A 22417-nucleotide genomic window follows, 5' to 3' on the forward strand; every position below is an offset into this window, starting at 1 on the left:
GCGGATCGCTTGCGATTTCAGTTATCTGTGCGACAGCGCAGCCCAAAGGGCTGGGCAATCTCCCACAGGTACAACGAAGATATCACGATCTGCGTGAGCTCTGTCGGAGCTGGCTTGCCGGCGATGGGCTGCGAAGCAGCCCCGGCAATCTCAAGCCTCGCTCATTTCTTCCAGCCGTCGCGGCACAGGCTCTTGCGATACACGCCCGCTCAACCCCACCCGCATGTCGTTGCCACTCGGCTGCTGATACAGGCTCAAGCCAAATTCCGGCAACACCGCTAGCAGGTAGTCGAAGATATCCCCCTGAATTCGCTCGTAATCCGCCCACACCGTGGTGGTGGTAAAGCAGTAGATCTCCAGCGGTACGCCCTCGGCGGTGGTCTGCATCTGCCGCACCATGCAGGTCATGTTCGGGTGCACGTTGGGGTGGTTCTTCAGGTAGGCCAGGGCAAACGCGCGGAAGGTGCCGATATTGGTGAGCTTGCGGCGGTTGGCCGACAGCTCGGCCACCGGCCCCATGGCCTCGTTCCAGCGCTGCAGTTCCTGGCGCTTGGCGGCCAGGTAGTCGGCCAGCAGGTGCACCTGGCTCAGGCGATGTTCCTCTTCGCGGGTGAGAAAGCGCACCCCGGCCGCATCGATGAACAGGCTGCGCTTGATGCGCCGGCCACCGGACTGCTGCATGCCGCGGTAGTTGCGGAACGACTCGCTCATCAGGCGCCAGGTAGGGATGGAGACGATGGTCTTGTCGAAGTTCTGCACCTTCACGGTGTGCAGGGTGATGTCCACCACGTCGCCATCGGCGCCCACCTGGGGCATCTCGATCCAGTCGCCCACATGCAGCATGTCGTTGCTGGTCAGCTGCACGCTGGCGACGAATGACAGCAGGGTGTCCTTGTACACCAACAGCAGCACCGCCGACATGGCACCCAGGCCCGACAGCAGCAACAGTGGCGAGCGGTCGATCAGGGTGGCGACGATGACGATGGCGGCGAAGATCCACAGCATCATCTTGGCCAGCTGCACGTAGCCCTTGATCGAGCGGGTGCGGGCGTGTTCGGTGCGGGCATAGATGTCGAGCAGGGCATCCAGCAGGCACGACAGCGCCATGGTCATGAACAGCAGGGTAAAGGCCAGAGCGACATTGCCGAGGAAGTGCTGGGCGGTGTCGGACAGCTCGGGCACCAGTTTCAGGCCGAACTGCAGCACCAGTGACGGCGTGGTCTGCGCCAGGCGGTGGAACACCTTGTTGTTGCGCAGGTCATCCAGCCACTTCAGCGCTGGCTGGCGGGCCAGCAGGCGGGCGCCATGCAGCACCAGGAAGCGCGCCAGGCGGCCGATGACCAGGGAAACCAGCAGCAGCACCGCCAGGCCGATGGCCGCGTGCAACATCGGATGTTGGTCAAGGGTGCCCCACAGGTCGAGGGAGTCACGCCAGATTCGTTGGATATCCATGGGCTTGCGTACAGTCTTGTTGCCAAACGAAGCGCCATTAGAGCGCGTATGGCGACAAAGTTGCCAAAAGAAATTCGGCTAAGGCGGCAGAAAACGTTACCCTATGCAACTGAATTTCCCGCACTTGCCTGAGGTTACCTCCGTGTTCTCCCAATTCGCCCTGCACGAACGCCTGCTTAAAGCCGTGGCCGAGCTTAACTTTGTCGAGCCAACCCCGGTGCAGGCCGCGGCCATCCCCCTGGCCCTGCAAGGGCGTGACCTGCGCGTGACCGCGCAGACCGGCAGCGGCAAGACCGCAGCCTTCGTGTTGCCGCTGCTCAACCGCCTGGTCGACCTGCGCGAGCGCCGCGTGGAGATCCGTGCGCTGATCCTGCTGCCGACCCGTGAACTGGCCCAGCAGACCCTCAAGCAGGTGCAGCTGTTCTCGCAGTTCACCTACATCAAGTCGGGTCTGGTCACCGGTGGTGAAGACTTCAAGGAACAGGCCGCCATGCTACGCAAGGTGCCGGACGTGCTGATCGGCACCCCGGGCCGCCTGCTGGAGCAGCTGAACGCCGGCAACCTCGACCTGTCCCACGTGCAGGTGCTGATCCTCGACGAAGCCGACCGCATGCTCGACATGGGCTTCGCCGAAGACATGGAGCGCCTGTGCAAGGAGTGCGAGAACCGCCAGCAGACCCTGCTGTTCTCTGCCACCACCGGTGGTGCGGCCCTGCGCGACATGATCGGCAAGGTGCTGAAAGACCCTGAGCACCTGATGCTCAACAGCGTTTCGCAGCTGGCCGAAGGCACCCGCCAGCAGATCATCACCGCCGACCACGACCAGCACAAAGAGCAGATCGTGCAGTGGCTGCTGGCCAACGAAACCTTCGACAAGGCGATCATCTTCACCAACACCCGCGCCCTGGCCGACCGTATCTACGGCCACCTGGTGGCCAAGGACGTGAAGGCCTTCGTGCTGCATGGCGAGAAGGACCAGAAGGACCGCAAGCTGGCCCTGGACCGCTTCAAGCAGGGCAGCTCCAAGGTGCTGGTAGCTACCGACGTGGCGGCCCGTGGCCTGGACATCGACGGCCTGGACCTGGTGATCAACTTCGACATGCCGCGCAGCGGTGACGAGTACGTGCACCGCGTGGGCCGTACCGGCCGCGCCGGTGGCGAAGGCCTGGCGATCTCGCTGATCACCCACAACGACTGGAACCTGATGTCGAGCATCGAGCGCTACCTCAAGCAGCAGTTCGAGCGCCGGGTAATCAAGGAAGTGAAGGGCACCTACAGCGGGCCGAAGAAGGTCAAGGCCTCGGGCAAGGCGGCGGGCAGCAAGAAGAAAAAGGTCGAGAAGAAGACCGGTGACAAGAAGGCAGCCGCCAAGCGCAAGCCAACCGCCAAGCCGAAGGCCAACGCACCGCTGGCCAGCGCCGACGGCCTGGCGCCGCTGAAGAAGCGCAAGCCTGCGGCTGAGTAACGCTCGGTAACGGTGTTAGCTTCTTCGCGGGTGAACCCGCTCCCACAGCGACCCTACAGGCTTCCAGGCCTGTGCGATCCCTGTGGGAGCGGGTTTACCCGCGAAGAGGCCAGCACAGGCGGCCACTATTCAGCCTTTTTCTCCGCCTCTTTCAACTCCTTGATCCGCTTGTCGATCAGCTGACACTTGTCGGGCAAATCCTTGCTCGCCGTCCCCAGCTCCATCCCTTGAAGCTCGTCATTGATCTCCTTGGCCTTCTGCGGGTTCTGCTCGGTCAACTGGGTGACCAACCCGGCCAGCTCTTCGCGTTTCTGCGTTGCTTCTTCCGGTGTGCAGGCCCAGGCGGGCAGGGCGCAGGACAGGGCAGTAGCACAGGCAATGGGCAGCAGCAGTTTCATCCTTCCTACCTCCGGCGGTGGTAATGCCCGGTGGAGGCATGTGCCTGGCCGTTAGTTCAGCGCCTTCGACCGGTGGCACTTCATGGTCAGCCTGTCCGCAGCCGGGCATCTGACCTAGCCTTGTGAGCCATTTGGCCAGGCCACTTCCCTCCAGGTTGTAATCCCTTTCCCAAAACCTCCTGAAGCTATTGAAGAGTGGGCGATCGCTCCCTAGCCTTGGCCTGGATCAGGAGGTATCGTATGTACAGATGTAAATACGGAGCGTCCCATGTTCTTTGAATGGGACGATGCCAAGAACCAGATAAACATCCGCAAGCACGGCATCGACTTCAGCGATGTTCCGGATATGTTCAATCACCCGATGCTGATTCGCCGCGATGACAATCCGGACCACGATGAGGAACGCTGGGTCTGCCTGGGCTGGCTGAAGTGTCTGATAGGCGTGGTCGTGTACACGGAAAGGCAGGGTGATGTCATTCGCATCATTTCTGCATGCAAAGCCACCAGATGGGAGGCCAAACATTATGACCAAAGCATCGAAAACTGACTGGAGTCGCCTGGCTCGACAGGACGACCAGGCTATTGATACCTCGGATATTCCTGAGCTGGATGAAAATTTCTTCCGAGAGGCCGAGCTGCGAGTTCCAGCCAAGCAGACGGTGACCATTCGCCTCGATTCCGATGTCCTCGCCTGGTTCAAAGAGCAGGGTAGTGGCTACCAGACCCGGATCAACCAGTTGCTGCGCCAGTACATGCAAGCGCAACAACGCCAGCGCTGAGATATTTCGGAACGCCGGGCAACCTCGACAGGTCCCAACCTGTGTACCCCTTCCGTCCACAGCAGGAGCCCGTAGCCATGAGCATCGCCTACGACTGGGACCTGATCGAGCGTTTGCTGCACGAGGTGCAGAACGGCGCCGGTCACAGCTTCACGCCACGCCCCTATGCCGAGCAGCACGCTGCGGCACTGGCCGCCAAGGGGGAGCCGGTGGGCGACCTGGACCACCTGAAAACCCGTGCCTGCGAGTACGAAAGGCTGCTGTTCGAACGTGGCTTTATCGAAACCCGGCCCGAAGAGGACGGTGGCAATGGCGAGAACTTCGTGCTGACCGAGCGCGGTTCGCGGCTGCTGAGCCTGATCGACAGCAGCATCCCCGGCTTCGAGCACCCGCGCCAGGTGCTGGACGAGCAGGAGGACGCGCTGGACGAAACCACCTTCGAGCAGGTGTCGGCGAAGGCGCAGATTGCCTGAGGTCGTTTTGAGGCTGGCAAGGGCGGCCATGGAAACCCGATAATCGGTAGTTCCTGAACACTGCCGAGCCCTTGCCCATGCCAATGACCACCGCAGAGGCCCGCCCATGAGCGCGGTCCGCAAGAACCCTGATGCCTTTGCCTTCCAGGTGATGCTGGGGCTGTGCCTGATCTGGGGCTGCCAGCAGGTGTTGATCAAGACCGCCGCTGTCGATATCGCGCCGGTGATGCAGGCGGCCTTGCGCAATGGCATCGCCGCCGTGCTGGTGGGCCTGATGCTGTGCTGGCGCGGGGGCTGGGAGCAGGTCGGCAGCACTTGGCGAGCCGGGGCGGTGGCGGGCGGGCTGTTCGGCCTGGAGTTCCTGTTCATTGCCGAGGGGCTGAAGCTGACCTCGGCGGCGCATATGTCGGTGTTCCTCTATACCGCGCCGGTGTTCACCGCGTTGGGCCTGCATTTCAGGTTGCCCAGCGAACGCCTGCGGCTGCTGCAATGGCTGGGGATTCTGCTGGCCTTCGGCGGCATTGCCATGGCATTTGCCGGCGGTATGTCGTTCGAGCACATGGATGGCCGCACCCTGTTGGGGGATGCGTTTGGCGTGATTGCCGGGCTGGCCTGGGGCGCGACCACGGTGGTGGTGCGTTGCTCGCGGCTGTCGGAAGCGCCGGCCACCCTGACCCTGTTCTATCAGTTGGCGGTGGGCTTTGCCGGCTTGCTGCTGATTGCCTTGCTCAGTGGGCAGATCGGCGCGGTGTCGTTTACACCGTTGGCGATGGGTAGCGTGCTGTTCCAGGGGATTGTGGTGTCGTTCATCAGCTACCTGACCTGGTTCTGGTTGCTGCGCAAGTACCTGGCGTCGAACCTGGCGGTATTTTCGTTCATCACCCCGCTGTTCGGGGTGACCTTTGGCGTGTTGCTGCTGGATGAGCCGCTGAGCCTGAACTTTGTGGTTGGCGCGTTGATGGTGCTGCTGGGGGTGATCCTGGTGAGTGCCGAGCCTTGGGTGAAGCAGCAACTGCGTAAGCTTGTTGGGTAATCTGTAGCCTGTGCCGGCCTCTTCGCGGGTAAACCCGCTCCCACAGGGGGGCGCGATCCTCAAGACCTGTGCAGTACCNNGAAGAGGCCGGCACAGGCAACTGCAATTCAGGATGCAGCCTTGGCCTGACAGGTGCTGCCCTGCGGTGCAGAGCCGGCAAACAGCACCAACCCCCCAGCCACCACCAACCCTCCCGCCGCCACCATCAGCGCCGGCTGCAGCCCGCCGCTGTAATGGCTGCTGAGCGCGGCCAGCAACGGCCCGCTCAACTGCCCCAGGGCAAAGCACGCCGTCAGCAGCCCGGCATTGCGCTGCGTGGCATGCGGCGCCAGCTCCCGCGAGCGCTGCATCACCAGCTGCATGCAGGCCAGGAACGGCCCGCCACACAGCACCACGCCCAACGCCAGCCCGACACCCCCGCCCATCAGGCAGGCCAGCACGCCCAGCCCCTGCAACCACAGGGTGGCGGTCAACCAGGTCGAGGTGCGGCCACCACGCCGCAGGCTCACCAGCAGCACCCCCAGCGCCGCCGCCAGGCCGAACGCCGGCCAGAACAGGTCGGCCAGCCACTGCCCGCGGAACTGTTGGTTGGCCATCTGCGACAGAAAGGTGGCCGGCAGGATGTAACCCACGCCATACAGCGCATAAACCAGCCCCAGGCGGCCGATGCCGACACTGCGCGTCGGGCCCTGGCCTGCAGCCGACGGCACCGGCGCCGCTTGCAGCGCCCGGGGCAGCCAAGGCCGGAGCGCCAGCAGCATCACCAGCGCGGCCACGGCATAGATCAGCCACAGTGCAGCCGAGCCCAGCCCCCACAAATGCGCCACCAGCGCCAGCAAACCCGTCAGCGCAATGCCCAGGCCGGGCCCGGCGAACACCAGGGCACCCAGGCGCTGGCGGTTGTTGGCATTGGCTACCTGCTGGCTGAGGCTGGTGATCATCACCAGTACCCAGGCGCTGGCCACGCCGGTGCCGAAGCGTAGCAGCAGGTGGCTCCAGAACCCGTCGGCGGCCCATGAGGCCAGGGTCAGCAGCACGCACAGCCACAGCCCGCCATGCAGGCGCAGGCGCACCTGGCCCGGCGCGCGGGCGAACATGGCGTCGACCGCGCCGATGAAGTAACCCAGGTAGTTGGCCGCTGCCACCAGCCCGGCGACCGTCAGGTCGAACTGGCCTTCGGCGATCAGTTGTGGCAGCTGCGGGGTAAGGGCGAAGCGGCCGATGCCCATGGCCATCATCAGCGCCACGGCGCTGGCCAGCAGTTGAATGAGTGGCGACATGGCAAGTCTCCTGCACGGATGTAAGCGATGGCTGGCAGGTTAGGGCGGTTTCTTTTTCAATAAAATTGAATAATTATGATCAAGTTGTTCTGTTTTGGAGAATGCCGTGGAATTCAGCCAGCTGCGTATCTTCCAGGCCGTGGCCGAGGAGGGTTCGGTCACCCGCGCCGCAGAGCGCCTGCATCGGGTGCCGTCGAACCTGTCGACGCGCTTGCGCCAGCTCGAAGAGCAGCTGGGTGTCGAGCTGTTCCTGCGCGAGCGCCAGCGCCTGCAGCTGTCGCCGGCGGGCAAGGTGCTGCTGGACTACGCCAGCCGCATGTCAGCCTTGCGCGACGAGGCGCTGGCCGCCGTGCGGGGTGGCCAACCGGCCGGGGACTTCGTGCTGGGGACCATGTACAGCACGGCAGCGACCCATTTGCCGGCGTTGCTGGCGCGTTATCATCAGGCCTACCCGGCGGTGAACCTGCAGGTGCGCGCCGCGCCCAGTGGCGAACTGCTGGAAGGCCTGCTCAACCACAGCCTGGACGCGGCCCTGGTGGACGGGCCGCCGAGCCTGGCGGGGCTGGATGGCGTGCCGTTGTGCGAGGAGGAGCTGGTGCTGATCACCAGCCCTGAGCATCCTGTGGTGCACACTGCCAAGGATGTGGCGGGCAAGGCGGTGTTCACCTTCCGTCAGGGCTGCTCGTACCGCATGCGTCTGGAGGCCTGGTATGCCCATGCCCATACGCCCATGGGCCGGCTGATGGAGATCGAGTCTTACCAGAGCATGCTGGCCTGCGTGATCGCCGGCGCGGGGGTGGCGATGATGGCCCGGTCGATGCTCGACAGCCTGCCCGGGCGCGACCGGGTGCGGGTGCACCAACTGCAGGCACCGTTCGATCAGGCGGTCACCTGGTTGATGTGGCGCCAGGGCATGCGCGGGGCGAATTTGCAGGCCTGGATCGACCTGCAACAAAGCGAAACGATTAACCAGTCGTCGGAATGCGCCGCTACGGCTTGATCCGTATCAAAATGGCCCGTATCTGTAGGTGTAGAGGCATGCGTAATACAGGACATAGGGCTATGATCTGTATGAAACATCGCAGGATTGAATTGCCGTGAGGCTGACCCGTCAAGGGGGCATTATGAATAAACCACTGTCCAACTGGCTCCACGACCTGGCTGTCGCCTTGGGGCTGATTCCACCACCCTTGCAGCCGGTGCCGATCCCGACTGATGAGGAGCAGCGCAAACGCCAACCGCGTCGTCGCTGATAAATACAAAGGCCGCTGCACCTGGGTGGGTGCAGCGGCCTTTTCGTGTCTGCCAGTTGTGTTGCCTGTACCGGCCTCATCGCGGGCTTGCCCGCGAAGAGGCCAGTTCAGGCTGTAGATCAGGCCAGTTTCACCGCCGCCACCGATTTACGCGACATCAGGCTAACGACCACAAAACTCACCAGGCCAACCGCCAGGCTGTAGTAGATCGGCGTATTGGCCTCCAGCCCATCCTTGAACATGAACAGCAGCGCGGTAGCGAAGCCCAGCGACATGCTGGCGATCGCCCCGGCGGTGGTAGCGCGTTTCCAGAAGATCGCCCCGATCAGCGGGATCAGCATGCCGCCGACCAGCAGGTTGTAGGCCAAAGTCAGGGCGTTGATCACATCGTTCACCATCAGGGCGATGCCCAGCACCACCAGCCCGGTGAGCAGGGTGAACAGGCGGCTGACGCCCAGGCTCGACTGCTTGCCGCCACGCAGCTTGGGCAGCAGGTCTTCGGTCAGGGTGGTCGACGCAGCCAGCAGGCCGGCGCTGGCGGTGGACATCATGGCGGCCAGCGCCGCTGCCATCAGCAGGCCACGGATGCCATCGGGCAGGGTGGTCTTGATCATCTCGGCAAAGGCATTGTTCGGGTTGGCCAGGTCGGGCATCAGCACGTGCGCAGCCATGCCGATCGTGGCGCAGGCCAGGCCGTACAGTACGCAGTACACACCGGCAGTGGTACCGGCACGCTGGCAGACCTTCTCGTCACGGGCAGTGAACACCCGCTGCCAGATGTCCTGGCCGATGAGGATGCCGAAGAAGTAGATCAGGAAGTAGGTGATGATGGTGTCCCAGCCAATGGTGGTCAGCTGGAAGCTGGCCGCCGGCAGCTTGGCCACCAGGGTGTCCCAGCCACCGGCCTTGTACAGGCACACTGGCAGCAGGATGAACATCAGGCCGACGGTCTTGATCACGAACTGGACGATGTCGGTCAGGGTCAGCGACCACATGCCGCCAATGGTCGAGTACAGCACCACCACACCACCACCCAGCAGCAGCGAGGCCCAGAACGGCAGGTCCAGCAGCACCTGCAATACGGTGGCCATGGCCAGGGTCGAGGTGACGCCGATCATCAGTGCGTAGGCCAGCATGATCACGGCGCTGGCCTGGCGTGCGGTCGGGTTGTAGCGCTGCTCCAGCACCTGGGTCACGGTGAAGATGCGCAGGCGCAGCAAGGGTTTGGCCAGGAACAGGTTGAGGGCGATGATGCCCAGGCCCAGGGCTGCGCACAGCCAGAAGCCGGAGATGCCGTGGACGTAGCCCAGGCGTACGGTGCCGACGGTAGACGCACCACCGAGCACGGTAGTGGCCATGGTGCCCATGTACAGGACCGGGCCGAGGTTGCGCCCGGCCACCAGGTAGTCCTCATGGGTTTTCGCGCGCCGCATGCCATACCAGCCAAGCCCGAGCATGCCGACGGTATAGATCATTACAACAATGATGTCCAAGGCCATTGGGGGTCTCCCGATTATCTTTATTATGGCGAGATCGACCACGCGGGCGGGTTCACGGCGCCCGGCGGTCTTGTCGTGTTGTTGGCGGGCCTCTGTGGCCCTCCCTCATGGCTCCTGCCGGGGTGTAGCGGTATTAACGACGCACTACGCCTGGTAGCACGCAGAGCATTTCGAACAACAGGTTGGCACCGAGCAGCGAGGTGTTGCCGGTGGTGTCGTAAGGCGGGGAGACTTCGACAAGGTCACAGCCGATCAGGTCCAGGCCGTGGCAGCCGCGAATGATCTCCATCGCCTGGATGGTGGTCAAGCCGCCGATTTCCGGGGTGCCGGTGCCTGGTGCCCAGGCCGGGTCGATGCCGTCGATGTCGAATGACAGGTACACCGGGCCACCGCCGACCTTTTCCCGCACTTCGGCCATCAGTGGCGCCAGCGACTTGTGCCAGCACTCTTCGGCCTGGACCACGCGGAAGCCCTGGCGGCGGCTCCAGTTGAAGTCATCGGCGGTGTAACCCTGGGCGCGCAGGCCGATCTGCACCACGCGCTCGCAATCGAGCAGGCCTTCTTCCACGGCGCGGCGGAAGGTGGTGCCGTGGGCGATCTTCTCGCCGAACATGTGGTCGTTGACGTCGGCATGGGCATCGATGTGCACCAGGCCGATCTTGCCGTGCTTCTTGTGCAGCGCGCGCAGGATCGGCAGGGTGATGGTGTGGTCGCCACCCAGGGTCAGCGGGATGACGTTGTGCTCGAGGATCTCGTCATACGCTTCTTCGATGATGCGCACTGCATCCAGCAGGTTGAAAGTGTTGATTGCCACGTCACCGATGTCGGCCACCGACAACGAGTCGAACGGTGCAGCCCCGGTGGCCATGTTGTACGGGCGGATCATCACCGATTCGGCGCGGATCTGCCGCGGGCCGAAGCGGGTGCCGGAGCGCAGCGAGGTGCCGATATCCAGTGGCACGCCGATGAACGCGGCGTCCAGGCCTTGGGCACTTTGCAGGTGGGGGAGGCGGAGCATGGTGGCGATGCCGCCGAAACGCGGCATTTCGTTGCCGCCCAGTGGTTGGTGGAGGATCTTGTCCACGGTGGGCCTCATCAGTCGGTCGATTGTTCTGTTTGTTCGAACCTGTGCCGCCGCGCGCCTTCCAGGAGTGGTCTTGTCGGCGGGCAGGGACATTTCGGCCAAGTCTGCTGAAGGTAGTGCCGGGGAAAAATCGCTACCGGCAAATACTTAGTTCAGGAATTTCTGAACTAAAGGCCGGCAGAGCGGTTAGACTGCGCGCACATACCCTTGCGGAACGTTGCACCATGGCCTCGACCCTGCCCGACCTGAAACTGCTGCGCATCTTCGTCAGCGTGGTGCGCCACCAGGGTTTCGCCAACGCCCAGCGCGAGCTGAACCTGTCGACCTCGGCCATCAGCACCTACATGAGCCAGCTGGAAGGCGCCCTGGGGATCGTGCTGTGCCACCGCGGCCGTGGCGGTTTCAGCCTGACCAGCAAGGGCGAGCTGTTCCATCAGGAGACCCTGCGCCTGCTGGCCGAGCTGGACGGTTTCGAGCAGTATGCAGCCGCCCTGAAGGGCGAGTTGCGTGGCACCCTCAACCTGGGAGTGATCGACTCCACCGTCGGTGACCGGGCCTTGCCGCTGGCCGAAGCCATCGGCGCCTACAGCCAGGAGCACCCGGCGGTGCACCTGCACCTGTCGGTGTCCAGCCCTTACGAGCTGCAGCTGGGCGTGCAGGACAACCGCCTGGACCTTGCCATCGGGGCGTTTTCCTCGCGCATGAGCGGGCTGCTTTACCAGCCGCTCTACCGTGAGCAGCACTGGCTGTACTGCAGCAGCCGCCACCCGTTGTATGCCGAACGGCGCATTCCCGAGCCGGTGGTGACCCAGCAGCGCATGGTCGGACGGGGCTACTGGAGCCAGGCCGAGCTGGCCCGGCATGGCTTCAAGCACAGCGCAGCGACGGTGGAGAGCATGGAAGCGCAATTGATCCTGATTCTCTCCGGGGCCTACATCGGCTACCTGCCCGAGCACTATGCCCAGGCCTGGGTCGACAAGGGCGACTTGCGCGTGCTGTCGCCGTCCACTTTCGGTTACCAGGCACCGTTCTCGCTGATCATTCGCCGCGGGCGCAGCCGCGAGCCGTTGATCCAGACTTTCCGCGACCTGCTCAAGAGTCAGCTCAACGTCGGCTGAGGTACGGCGCATGCCTGTATTTCGTCGGTGTGCGCTAAATAGTTGGCGCCGCTGACCGACAACATAATGGCGTCCTGCTATACATCACACTTGCGTGTGTTGATGACTATCTCCCTTTAATCCTGCAAGGATTGCCCAAGATGCGCATGAATTTGCCCGTCACTGAGCACGAAAGAACTTTTCCTAACGATCAACGCCTGATTTCCACTACGGACCTCAACAGCCGCATAACCTACTGCAACGACGCTTTCGTGGCGATCAGCGGGTTCACCTACGACGAGCTGGTCGGCCAACCCCATAACCTGGTGCGCCACCCGGACATGCCGCCAGCGGTGTTCGGCCACATGTGGGAAACCATCAAACAGGGCAAACCCTGGATGGGCGTGGTCAAGAACCGGGCGAAAAACGGCGATCACTACTGGGTCAGTGCCTATGTCACGGCCATCTACGAGCAGGGCCGTATCAGCGGCTACGAGTCGGTGCGCTCGGTGCCCACCCGCGAGCAGATCCGCCGCGCCGAGGCGTTGTACGCACGCTTGCGGGCCGGCCGCGCGGCGGTGCCGTGGGCGGCCCGGCTGGGGCATGGCCTGGGCCACGGGTGGCCCTTGATCGGTGCGGGCCTGCTGTCGGCGGCGGGCTACCTGTGGCTGCCGACTTATGCGGCGCTCGGGGTGCTGATGGCCAGCCTGCTGCTGGCCTGGTATCTGGTCGAGCACCGGCAGAACCAGGCCATCCGCCACACGCTGGCCGAGCATCCCAAGGCCTTCACCAGCCCGCTGGTGGCGCTGACCTACAGCGATAACCCGGGCCTGCAGGGCCAGCTCGACCTGGCCATCATCAGTGAGGAGGCACGCCTGCAAACGGCCTTGACCCGCCTGGTGGATGCCGGGGTCGGGGTGAAGTCGCGGGCGGCGCAGTCGTCCGACTTGTCCGATGCCCAGGCCCAGATGCTCGACCGCCAGCGCAACGAGACCGACCAGTCCGCCACTGCCATTGCGCAGATGGCGGCGACCATCCAGGAGGTTACCCACAACGTGCAGAGCACGGCGCACGCAGCGGGTGATGCCGACCAGCTGGCGCAGCAGGGCAGCGAGCTGGCCCTGCAGAGCCTGAAAGCCATGGGCAGCATGAGCGATGCCGTCAATGACATTGGCCAGGCGGTGAACGCCTTGGCCGAGCAGACCCAGTCGATCGGCAGCGTGGTCGATGTGATCACGTCGATTGCCGAGCAGACCAACCTGCTGGCGCTCAATGCCGCCATTGAAGCGGCACGCGCCGGCGAACAGGGGCGCGGGTTTGCCGTGGTGGCGGATGAGGTGCGTTCGTTGGCCCAGCGCACTCGTGCCTCGACCGAGGAAATCCATCACATCATCGCGTCGTTGCGCGCCGGGGCAGAGCGTGCGGTCAGTACGGCGAACCGTGGTGAGCAGATCTCGCGGGACAGCGTGCACAGTGTCGAGGCTGTGCAGGCGGCATTGAGCGGGATTGCCCAGGCGGTCAGCCGCATCACTGGCATGAGCCAGCAGATGGCGACGGCGTCGGAGCAGCAGAGCCATGTAGCCGAGGACATCAACCAGCAGATCGTGAGGATTGCCCAGCTGTGCGACCAGAGTGCCGGGCAGGCCAGGCAGGGCGCGGAAATCAGCCAGGACCTGGAGCGCATGGCAGAGTACCTGCATAGCTTGGCGGAGCGGTTCAACCGTTGAGATCGCAAGGGCTGCTTTGCAGCCCTTTCGCCCTGTAGGAGCGGGTTTACCCGCGATCACGGGCGAAGCCCGTGCCAGCCACCGCATTGCCTGCATCGCGGGCAAGCCCGCTCCTACAGGGCGAAAGGCCCGCAGAGCGGGCCCCGGTTCTGTGGCAAACTGTTCCCGCCAAGGAGAACCCCATGCCCAGACCCCGCTGCGAGCGCTGCCAGCGCCCGCTCGACCATTGCCTCTGCCCACTGATCCCCGCGCTCGACAGCCGCACCCGCGTCATCCTGCTGCAGCACCCCAGTGAAACCGCCCATGCCCTGAACACTGCCCGCCTGGCCGCCCTTGGCCTGAACAATGCCGAGTTGCGGGTAGGTGAGGTGTTCGATGACCTGAACGAACTGCTGGCTACCCCCGGTTACCGGCCGGCCCTGCTGTTCCCGGGTGACGACGCCCAGGTGCTGCAGGCCTATGGCGAGACGGAAGACAAACCCTTGCTGTTGATCGTGCCCGACGGTACCTGGCGCAAGGCGCGCAAGCTGCTGTACCTGAACCCGGTGCTGGTGGCGTTGCCGCGGGTGACGCTGGGGGCGGTCGCGCCTTCACGCTACCGGCTGCGCAAGGCGCCGGAGGCGGGGGCGCTGTCGACTATCGAGGCGGTGGTGGGGGCGCTCGATGCGCTGGAGCAACCGGCCTGCTTCGATGCGTTGCTGGCGCCGTTCGAGGCGTTGATCGAAGGGCAGATCAGGGCCATGGGCGAGGAGACGTTCCAGCGCAACCATGGCACCGAGTGAGCGCAAGGGGGCTGCTCTGCAGCCCTTTCGCGACACAAGGCCGTTCCCACAGTAGTTGATCCTCCTGTGGGAGTGGCCCCGGCTATCTCGAACCCGATCAACGCATCTCAGGCAAACGCGCCTCGGTGCGTACTTCGGTGGTAGCCAGCGCTTCCGGCGGCAGCGAAATACGCTGCTTGCTCAGCAGCTCACCCATGGTCGCCAGTACACGGTAGCGCGAGAACTCCTCGGTATAACGCACCTCGGTGTAGCGGCGGTCGGCGTTGTACAGCTCGTTTTCACTGTCGAGCAGGTCGAGCAGGGTGCGCTGGCCCAGGCCGAACTGGTCCTGGTAGGCGGCACGCACGCGCTTGGTGGTCTCGGCGTATTCACGCGCGGTTGGCAACTGCTTGCTGGCGTTGTTCATGGCGTTCCACGCCAGGCTCAGGTTCTCGGTCAGCTCACGCAGGGCGTTGTTGCGAATGTCCAGGGCCTGGTTGATCTTGTGCGCGTCGGACTGCAGGCGAGCCTTGTCGCTGCCACCACGGAACAGGTTGTAGTTCATTTCAACGCCAGCTTGCCAGTCGTTGTTGTTGTGGCCTTTCTCGCCGCCGGTGTTGTTGTTGGCACCAGTGGCCAGAATGGCGTCGAAGCGTGGGTAGAAGGTCGACTTGGCCACTTCGTATTGCTGCTCGGCAGCATTCACGTCAGCCTGGGCAGACTTGATGTACGGGTTGTTCTGGCGCATGCCGTCGCGGGCTTCATCGAGGGTGCCAGGCACCTCGCCCTTGATGGTCTGCGGGCTTTCCAGCTCGTCCGGCATACGGCCGACGACGCTGAAGAAGTTGGCCTCGGCGTCGGCCAGGTCGACTTCGGCGGTGTCCAGGTTGTTTTCTGCCAGGGCGCGACGTGCGCGGGACTGGTCAAGGTCGGCGGTGCTGCCGACACCGCGCTCGTTGCGCAGGCCAATCTGGTCGTTGACGCGCAGGTGGGCTTGCAGGTTGTTCCTGGCCAGGGCTACCAGTTCACGGCGTTTGAGCACTTCCAGGTACACCTCGACTGCACGCAGGGCGACATCCTGGGCGACGGCCTGGGTGTAGTAGGCGCGGGAGGTGGAGACCGCTTCGGTGCGGCCCACTTCATTCGCGGTGTTGAAGCCGTCGAAGATCATCTGCCGCAGGCGCAGTTCGGACTGGGTGTAGTTGAGGGTTTCCTTGTTGTGGTTGCCCTCGGCACGGGTAGTGGTGTTGTCCGAACGCTGGCGGCCATAGCCGGCGACCAAATCCACGGAAGGGTAGTAGCCACCACGCGCAAACTTCACATCTTCATCGGCCGACAGCTTGCTGTTGCGATTGGAGCTGACTTGCGGATGGTAGTCCACGGCGCTCTGGACAGCCTCTGTGATCGACATCGCCTGTACGTTGGCACTCGCCAGGGCCAACAGTAATGCACTGGTGATGGGGTTCAAAACGCGCATGGTACATCTCCCTGATCCTGGAATTGATCCTGCTGCTCGCCAAAAAAATGACGATAAAGTTACCGCGTATAGTGTTGCAGGTTTTTAACAACACAGCTAAGTACATTCAACGCGATAGATAAGAAGATTTCTTCATATCAAATTGCCATATAAGACATATATTGTCTAATTGGTTCGCGAAAAAAACACAGGCTGCGGCACCGTTAAAAGCCGTGAAAGCCAATGGATACAGGGTTCGTGCGCGGTTCCAGAACTATTTCGGATAAGAGAAATATCAGTTAGGCGAAATTGATATTTGGCGACAAAATATTGTCACTTTGGCTTCTGCAGAGTTTTCTGGCTGAGGATATACAGGCTTACCAGTACGGCGCTGGTCAACATGAAGGTGCGCGCCCAGAACAGCGGCACCAGATAGCACGACAGGCCGATGCTGGCCCACATCAGGCCGATGGCGTAGACCTTGCCCTTGAGGGGGATGCCTTCACCACTGAGGTAGTCGCGGATCCACGGCCCGAGCTTCGGGTGATGGACCAGCCAGTGGTGAAAGCGCGGCGAGCTGCGGGCAAAGCAGGCCGCCGCCAATAGCAGGAACGGGGTGGTGGGCAGTACCGGCAGGAAAATCCCCAACACCCCCAACGCGACGCTGAGCCAGCCGGTGGCCAGCAGCAGGTATCGCATAGGCGACTTAGTGGTGGCGTGGTTTGAGCAGCGCCGGCTTTTCGTCAGGGGCGTGCAGCAGCAGGAACAGCGCAGTCAGCGCTTCGGGGATCTGTACGATCATGTCGTCCTGCAGGTTGGCGTTGCTGGCGATATCGGCGAACTCTGGCTGCTCGTCGAACAGGCCCGAGCCGACCATGATCGGCAGCAGCATCTCGCTGACTTCTTCTTCGGCGTTCTCGAACCAGGCCTCTTCACGCAGGAATACGCCTTCCATGAAGCCGATGCACCAGCCGCGCAGGTCAGAATCGTCCGGCTCGTCGGTCAGGTCCAGGTCGCACGGCAGCTCGAACTCGTCGTCGCTGGCCAGCTGGCGGGCGATATGCGCCTTGAGCGCCACCAGGGTGGCTTCGATCTCGGTGCGCTGAGCGTCGCTGGCGTAGTGCGGCTCTTCGGCGAACAGGGCGTCGATCCATTCGCGCTCGGGCACTTCCTCGGCATTGATCGACAGGGCGGTGAGGTAGCCGTGGGCGGCGACATAGTCCAGCGCTTCTTCGTGCAGCTCGTCGGCGTCGAGGAAGGCTTGCAGGCGGGTCAGTTGCTCGGCGAAGGACATTACAGGGCTACCTTGGGGAATAAACGATACCGAATTCTAGCACCTTGCGACGGCGGCGGGGCAAAGGGAACGTCTATCGCCGTGGTGCCCTGCGCGGGGCGGTGCTGCGGTATACTCCGCGATTTTTCATCCAGGGGCAGGTTTTGCCGGCTGCCTGGCAAAAACCGCTTACGCATTTGGCGTGTGCGGGGCGGGTTTTTCGTCCAGCCTGTATCCAGGATGGTACGGCGATTTGTGGAGTTGCACATGCTCGAACAGGCTCAGCGCGTTCTCAAGGACGTCTTCGGCTACGACAGTTTCCGCGGGCGCCAGGCAGCGATCATCGACTGCGTGGCCAATGGCGGCGATGCCCTGGTGCTGATGCCTACCGGTGGCGGCAAGTCGTTGTGTTTCCAGGTGCCGGGGTTGTTGCGCCCAGGCCTGACGGTGGTGGTTTCGCCACTGATCGCGCTGATGGACGACCAGGTCGCCACGCTCGACGAACTCGGTGTGCCGGCTGCCGCGCTGAACTCCACGCTGACGCCGGAGCAGCAGCGTGACCTGGCCGGGCGCCTGCGCCGTGGCGAAGTGAAGATGCTGTACCTGGCGCCGGAGCGCCTGGTGCAGCCGCGCATGCTCGACTTCCTGCGCGACCTGGATATCGCGTTGTTCGCCATCGACGAGGCCCACTGCGTGTCGCAATGGGGCCACGATTTCCGCCCCGAATACCTGCAACTGGGCCAACTGGCCGAGCTGTTCCCGCATGTGCCGCGCATCGCGCTGACCGCCACTGCCGACATGCGCACCCGCGAAGAGATTGTCCAGCGCCTGCACCTGCAAGGCGCCGAGCGCTTCCTGTCGAGTTTCGACCGGCCCAACATCTTCTACCGCATCGTGCCCAAGGAGGCGCCGCGCAAGCAGCTGATGGCCTTCCTTGGTGAGCGCCGCGGCAACGCCGGCATCGTCTATTGCCTGTCACGCAAGAAGGTCGACGAAACTGCCGCCTTCCTCTGTGACCAGGGCTTCCCGGCGCTGCCGTATCACGCCGGCCTGGCTGCCGAGACGCGCGCGGCCAACCAGCACCGCTTCCTCAACGAGGAAGGGCTGATCATGGTCGCCACCATCGCCTTCGGCATGGGCATCGACAAGCCCAACGTGCGCTTTGTCGCCCACCTTGACCTGCCCAAGTCGCTCGAGGCGTACTACCAGGAGACCGGCCGTGCCGGCCGTGACGGGCTGCCGTCCGATGCCTGGATGGCCTACGGGCTGCAGGACATGGTGATGCTCAAGCAGATGCTGCAGAACTCCGAAGGTGACGAGCGCCACAAGCGCATCGAGCAGCACAAGCTCGACGCCATGCTGGCCCTGTGCGAAGAAACCCGCTGCCGCCGCCAGTCGCTGCTGGCCTATTTTGACGAAACCCTCGAGCAACCGTGCGGGCACTGCGACAACTGTGTCGACCAGGTGCAGACCTGGGACGCCACCGAGCCGGCCCGCCAGGCGCTGTCGGCGGTGTTCCGCACCGGTCAGCGCTACGGCGTTGGTCACCTGGTCGACGTGCTGCTGGGCAAGGACACCGAGAAGGTGCGCAATTTCGGCCACGAGAAGCTCTCGGTGTTTGGCGTCGGCAAAGGCCTGGCCGAGGTCGAGTGGCGTTCGCTGTTCCGCCAGCTGGTGGCACGCGGCCTGGTCGACATCGACCTGGAGGGTTACGGCGGCCTGCGCCTGTCCGACAGCTGCCGGCCGCTGCTGCGTGGCGAGGTGACCTTGCAGCTGCGCCGAGACCTCAAGCCACAGACTACCGCCAAGACTTCGTCGTCCAGTGGCGGCAGCCCGGCCAGCCAACTGGTGCGTGCCGAAGAGCGCGAGCTGTGGGAAGCACTGCGCACCCTGCGGCGCAAGCTGGCCGAGGAGCACAGTGTGCCGCCCTACGTCATCTTCCCCGACTCGACGTTGCTGGAGATGCTGCGCAGCCAGCCGGTCAGCCTCAGCGACATGGCCCAGGTCAGCGGCGTGGGGGCGCGCAAGCTGGAGCGTTATGGCCAGGCCTTCCTCGAGGTGCTGAACAACAGCGGCGGCACCGACGAGGCGCCGAAAGTGGTGCTGGACCTGCGCCACGAACTGGTCAGCCTGGCCCGCGCCGGGATGACCCCGGCGCAGATCGCCGGGCAGCTCAACTGCAGCGAGAAGAACGTCTACAGCCTGCTGGCCGAGGCGCTGGGCCGCCAGGAGCTGAGCCTGGAGCAGGCCCTGGACTTGCCGGAAGACCTGCTGATGGAAGTGCAGGATGCCTTCCTCGATGGCGAGGGCGAACTGCCACCGGTGTCGGCGATTGCGCCGCTGTTCGGGGCCCGGGTGCCGGAGGGCGTGCTCTACTGCGTGCGTGCGGCGCTGGCGGCCGAGTTCGAACTGTGAGTGGCGACAGGATCGAGGTCAGAACGGTTATCTGCTGACCTTCGTCATGTTTTTTGACGATTATCGAACATTCCAGGGTGCCCGAGCCTTGCCTCGTGGGACGGGCCATGGTTAGCTGCCTAATAATTAGATCTGTTCAATGAGTTGCTTATGCCCCTGACCGACAATCAACACCGCTTCGGCATGCAGCTGGCCCAGATGTCCCGCGGTTGGCGTGCCGAGCTGGACCGCCGCCTGGCCGGGCTCAACCTGTCCCAGGCGCGCTGGCTGGTGTTGCTGCACCTGGCCCGTTTCGAAGATGCCCCGACCCAGCGCGAGCTGGCCCAGAGCGTGGGTGTCGAAGGCCCGACCCTGGCGCGCCTGCTCGACAGCCTGGAAGCGCAGGGGCTGGTACGCCGGCAGGCGGTGCTGGAAGATCGGCGGGCGAAGAAGATTGTGCTGTGCCCGCCGGCCAAGCCGCTGATCGACCAGATCGAAACCATTGCCAATCAACTGCGGGTGGAGCTGTTCACCGGGGTGGACGAGGCGGAACTGCAGGTGTGCATGCGGGTGCATGCCAGGATCCTGGCCAACCTCGAAAAATCCTGAGGGGCCCTGGGGCCGCTTTGCGGCCTTCAAGTTGGCGCGGTCCCTGTGGGAGCGGCTTTAGCCGCGAACACCGGCGCAGCCGGTGCCATGCACCGCGTCGCCTGCTTCGCGGGTGAATCCGCTCCCACAGGGATCTCACCGGCCCTGAAAGCGATGAAGCCCTAGAAGGTATGCCCCAGGTTCAGGTACACCGCCTGCTCATGCGCACTGTTGGCCCCGTAACTCAGGTTCAATGGCCCCAGCGGCGTCTCCAGCCCCAGGAAGATGCTCGCCGCATTGATGTAGCCACTGTCGAATTCGTTATCGTTGTTCCACGCCCGCCCACGCTCCAGCGACCCGCCGATGTACAGCGGGAAGTCCAGCGGCACGTAGGCTCGTGGCGTCAGGCGGCGGTAGTAGACCATGCGCATCAGGCTCACGTTCTGCCCCGACACCGAGTCCTGGCGGAAGCCTGACAGCTCCCGCGCCCCGCCCAGCACGAAGCTCGATGTCACCACTTCGGTCTCATCCAGCGTGCGCCCGTAGCGCCCGCCCAGCACGAAGGTGTTCGGCCCGCTGCTGAGGGCCTTGTCCAGGTTGAACATCCACTGCCGGTAGTCCTGGTCGGAATCCAGCGACTGGTCATACTTGCGCAAGGTCAGGCCGATATCCTCGCCGCGGTGCGGGAAGTACACATTGTCGAGGGTGTCGAACGAGTACTTCAGCTCGTAGAAACCTTCGTTGAAACTGACCTTGGGCAGGTCCTGGTCGCCGATGCGCACCTCGGCCTCGCCCCAGGCCTTGCCCACGCCCAGGCGCACTTCACCGTTGGTGCCGATCTGCCGCCCCACGTTCAGGCCGAAGCCGTAACGCTCCAGGCGGTATTCGGCGACCGGGTCGTTGTCCAGGGTGGCTTCGATGTTTTGCGAACCGAAGTCCAGGTAGGGCGCGATGAAATAGCGCGAGCCCACGTCAAGCGGCTGGTAGAACTCGCTGTACAGTTCCTGCTGGTCGCCGATCTGGCCACGGGTCAGCCATTCGGCGCCGAGGCTGTTGATGCCGTTGACCCGGTAGCTGGCGCCCAGGTTGAAGGCGCTGTCGCCGCGCAGGTCGTCCGACAGGTTCAGGCCCAGGCGCAGGTAGTCGGTGCCACCGCGGCGGCCACGGGCGTTGATCACCAGGGTGTTGTCGTCACCCTTGTGCACCACGCGGTACTGCACCCGGTCGAAGTAGTCCAGGCCATACAGCGTGCCCATGTCGGTCTGCAGGCGGTCCAGCTCCAGCGGGGCATTGATGGGCTGGCGGATGTACGAGCGGATGACGTCGTCGCTGACCTTGGAGTCGTTCTCGATCCTGATCGCGGTGATCGTCGGCGTGCGTTGGCGTGGCGAACGGGCCACGGCCAGGCTGCTGTCGCCTTCGGGCTGGCGCAGGGCGAGCAGGCGCGGGTCGAGCAGGCGGGTGGCGCGGTAGCCGGCCTCGATCATTTCCCGGGCGCGGCCAAAATCGGTGACGCCGAAGGCGGTCAGCGGCGGCTGGATGAGGATGTCGTCACGGTGCAGGCTGGCCAGTTGTTCCTCCGAGTTGCGCCGGGTCATCAGGGTGATCGACTGGTTGAGCACGTCGACCACCGTGGCCAGCTGCTTGCGGTCACGCAGCGGGGTGCCGATGTCGACCACGATGGCCAGGTCCACACCCATTTCGCGGGCAACGTCCAGCGGGATGTTGTCGACCATGCCGCCGTCCACCAGCAGCCGGCCGTCCAGCTCGACCGGGGCGAACACCGCCGGGATCGACATGCTGGCGCGGATCACCTGGGGCAGGTGGCCACGGCGGAACACTACCTTTTCGCCGCTGGCGATGTCGGTGGCCACTGCGCGGAAGGGGATGGGCAGCTTGTCGAAGTCACGGGTGTCGGCGGTGTGCGCCAGCTTGCTTTCCAGTAGCAGCGCCAGGTTCTGGCCCTGGATCACGCCCAGCGGCAGGCCCAGGCTGCCGTCGTCGCGAAAACTGAGCTTCTGCTTGACCAGGAAGTCGCGGTCATCCTGCTTGCGCCGGAATGGCACGTCCTTGCGCGGCGGGGCATCGGACAGTGCCTGTTGCCAGTCGAGGGTGGTGGCGAGCTTTTCCAGCTCATCGACACTGTAGCCCGAGGCGTACAGGCCGCCGACCACTGCGCCCATGCTGGTGCCGGCGATGGCGTCGATGCGCACACCCTGTTCCTCCAGGGCCTTGAGCACTCCGATGTGGGCCAGGCCACGGGCCGCGCCACCCGACAGCACCAGGCCAACCTTGGGCCTGGCCGCTTCCGCGGCGAATACCGTGAGGGAGGTAAGGGTAAGCAGGAAACAGAACAGCAAACGGCGCATCGTGAGTCTCAAACCGTGGGCTAAAGACCGCTAGTA

21 protein-coding genes are annotated in these 22417 nt (G+C 63.9%); 12 read left to right on the forward strand and 9 right to left on the reverse strand.

All coding sequences use genetic code 11. The features are described from left to right. Positions 1–150: 150 nt before the first annotated feature. The gene (locus tag M2S36_RS16415; protein ID WP_207830909.1) at positions 151–1452 is read right to left on the reverse strand and encodes a mechanosensitive ion channel family protein; all 1302 of its coding nucleotides are present in this window, start codon (positions 1450–1452) and stop codon (positions 151–153) included. Between the two features lie 103 nt (positions 1453–1555). Between M2S36_RS16415 and M2S36_RS16420 the strand changes: the two genes are divergently transcribed. After that, complete coding sequence (locus M2S36_RS16420; protein ID WP_063912922.1) at positions 1556–2917, forward strand: DEAD/DEAH box helicase; 1362 nt, start codon at positions 1556–1558, stop codon at positions 2915–2917. A gap of 125 nt (positions 2918–3042) precedes the next feature. On the opposite strand, the gene M2S36_RS16425 is transcribed toward M2S36_RS16420, so the two are convergent. Continuing rightward, a complete protein-coding gene (locus M2S36_RS16425; protein WP_013973700.1) occupies positions 3043–3315 on the reverse strand; it encodes a hypothetical protein in 273 nt (90 codons plus the stop codon). 268 nt (positions 3316–3583) lie between these two features. Between M2S36_RS16425 and M2S36_RS16430 the strand changes: the two genes are divergently transcribed. The 4 genes from M2S36_RS16430 (at position 3584) to M2S36_RS16445 (ending at position 5600) form a co-directional block, all read left to right on the forward strand. Further along, entirely contained in the window at positions 3584–3862 is a 279-nt protein-coding gene (locus M2S36_RS16430; RefSeq protein WP_207830913.1) for a BrnT family toxin, read from the forward strand. Next, the gene (locus tag M2S36_RS16435) at positions 3840–4094 is read left to right on the forward strand and encodes a BrnA antitoxin family protein (RefSeq protein ID WP_046614667.1); all 255 of its coding nucleotides are present in this window, start codon (positions 3840–3842) and stop codon (positions 4092–4094) included. The genes M2S36_RS16430 and M2S36_RS16435 overlap by 23 nt, the downstream gene beginning before the upstream one ends. A gap of 77 nt (positions 4095–4171) precedes the next feature. Further along, the gene (locus tag M2S36_RS16440; RefSeq protein WP_207830915.1) at positions 4172–4567 is read left to right on the forward strand and encodes a transcriptional regulator; all 396 of its coding nucleotides are present in this window, start codon (positions 4172–4174) and stop codon (positions 4565–4567) included. A gap of 106 nt (positions 4568–4673) precedes the next feature. Further along, positions 4674–5600, forward strand: a complete 927-nt coding sequence (locus M2S36_RS16445) for a DMT family transporter (RefSeq protein WP_207830917.1) — start codon at positions 4674–4676, stop codon at positions 5598–5600. Positions 5601–5707: 107 nt separating this feature from the next. On the opposite strand, the gene M2S36_RS16450 is transcribed toward M2S36_RS16445, so the two are convergent. Further along, positions 5708–6880, reverse strand: a complete 1173-nt coding sequence (locus M2S36_RS16450; protein ID WP_207830920.1) for an MFS transporter — start codon at positions 6878–6880, stop codon at positions 5708–5710. A gap of 106 nt (positions 6881–6986) precedes the next feature. On the opposite strand from M2S36_RS16450, the gene ptrR reads away from it, so the two are divergent. Both ptrR and M2S36_RS16460 read left to right on the forward strand, forming a co-directional pair. After that, positions 6987–7880 (forward strand): putrescine utilization regulator PtrR, encoded by an 894-nt coding sequence (gene ptrR / locus M2S36_RS16455; RefSeq protein ID WP_333957478.1) that lies wholly within the window; start codon positions 6987–6989, stop codon positions 7878–7880. Positions 7881–8004: 124 nt separating this feature from the next. After that, a complete protein-coding gene (locus M2S36_RS16460; protein ID WP_009683677.1) occupies positions 8005–8133 on the forward strand; it encodes a PA1414 family protein in 129 nt (42 codons plus the stop codon). A gap of 119 nt (positions 8134–8252) precedes the next feature. Here M2S36_RS16460 and M2S36_RS16465 read toward each other — a convergent pair whose 3' ends face one another. Both M2S36_RS16465 and speB read right to left on the reverse strand, forming a co-directional pair. Beyond that, positions 8253–9632: a sodium:solute symporter gene (locus M2S36_RS16465; RefSeq protein ID WP_207830924.1), complete on the reverse strand. Its 1380-nt coding sequence runs from the start codon at positions 9630–9632 to the stop codon at positions 8253–8255. 133 nt (positions 9633–9765) lie between these two features. Continuing rightward, positions 9766–10716: an agmatinase gene (gene speB, locus M2S36_RS16470; RefSeq protein WP_063912914.1), complete on the reverse strand. Its 951-nt coding sequence runs from the start codon at positions 10714–10716 to the stop codon at positions 9766–9768. A 224-nt stretch (positions 10717–10940) separates the two neighbouring features. On the opposite strand from speB, the gene M2S36_RS16475 reads away from it, so the two are divergent. From M2S36_RS16475 to M2S36_RS16485, 3 genes are all read left to right on the forward strand, one after another. Then, complete coding sequence (locus tag M2S36_RS16475; protein ID WP_063912913.1) at positions 10941–11834, forward strand: LysR family transcriptional regulator; 894 nt, start codon at positions 10941–10943, stop codon at positions 11832–11834. Between the two features lie 140 nt (positions 11835–11974). Continuing rightward, entirely contained in the window at positions 11975–13540 is a 1566-nt protein-coding gene (locus M2S36_RS16480; RefSeq protein WP_207830927.1) for a methyl-accepting chemotaxis protein, read from the forward strand. Positions 13541–13722: 182 nt separating this feature from the next. Further along, positions 13723–14322 carry a tRNA-uridine aminocarboxypropyltransferase gene (locus M2S36_RS16485; RefSeq protein ID WP_233687554.1) on the forward strand — a complete coding sequence of 200 codons (600 nt, stop codon included), beginning with the start codon at positions 13723–13725 and terminating at the stop codon, positions 14320–14322. 97 nt (positions 14323–14419) lie between these two features. Here M2S36_RS16485 and M2S36_RS16490 read toward each other — a convergent pair whose 3' ends face one another. From M2S36_RS16490 to M2S36_RS16500, 3 genes are all read right to left on the reverse strand, one after another. Then, a complete protein-coding gene (locus tag M2S36_RS16490; protein ID WP_207830932.1) occupies positions 14420–15778 on the reverse strand; it encodes a TolC family outer membrane protein in 1359 nt (452 codons plus the stop codon). Positions 15779–16090: 312 nt separating this feature from the next. Next, the gene (locus M2S36_RS16495) at positions 16091–16456 is read right to left on the reverse strand and encodes a YbaN family protein (protein WP_207830934.1); all 366 of its coding nucleotides are present in this window, start codon (positions 16454–16456) and stop codon (positions 16091–16093) included. A gap of 7 nt (positions 16457–16463) precedes the next feature. Continuing rightward, on the reverse strand, positions 16464–17051 hold the full coding sequence (locus tag M2S36_RS16500) for a YecA/YgfB family protein (RefSeq protein WP_025340148.1): 588 nt from the start codon (positions 17049–17051) through the stop codon (positions 16464–16466). A 246-nt stretch (positions 17052–17297) separates the two neighbouring features. Between M2S36_RS16500 and recQ the strand changes: the two genes are divergently transcribed. After that, the gene (gene recQ, locus M2S36_RS16505; protein ID WP_207830937.1) at positions 17298–19445 is read left to right on the forward strand and encodes a DNA helicase RecQ; all 2148 of its coding nucleotides are present in this window, start codon (positions 17298–17300) and stop codon (positions 19443–19445) included. A 150-nt stretch (positions 19446–19595) separates the two neighbouring features. Then, positions 19596–20033 (forward strand): MarR family transcriptional regulator, encoded by a 438-nt coding sequence (locus tag M2S36_RS16510; RefSeq protein ID WP_207830940.1) that lies wholly within the window; start codon positions 19596–19598, stop codon positions 20031–20033. A 161-nt stretch (positions 20034–20194) separates the two neighbouring features. Here the strand turns inward: M2S36_RS16510 and M2S36_RS16515 are convergent, their stop codons facing one another. Beyond that, a complete protein-coding gene (locus M2S36_RS16515) occupies positions 20195–22381 on the reverse strand; it encodes a patatin-like phospholipase family protein (RefSeq protein WP_207830942.1) in 2187 nt (728 codons plus the stop codon). Positions 22382–22417: the final 36 nt, after the last annotated feature.

Source organism: Pseudomonas sp. SF2 (assembly GCF_036858055.1).
Lineage (GTDB): Bacteria > Pseudomonadota > Gammaproteobacteria > Pseudomonadales > Pseudomonadaceae > Aquipseudomonas.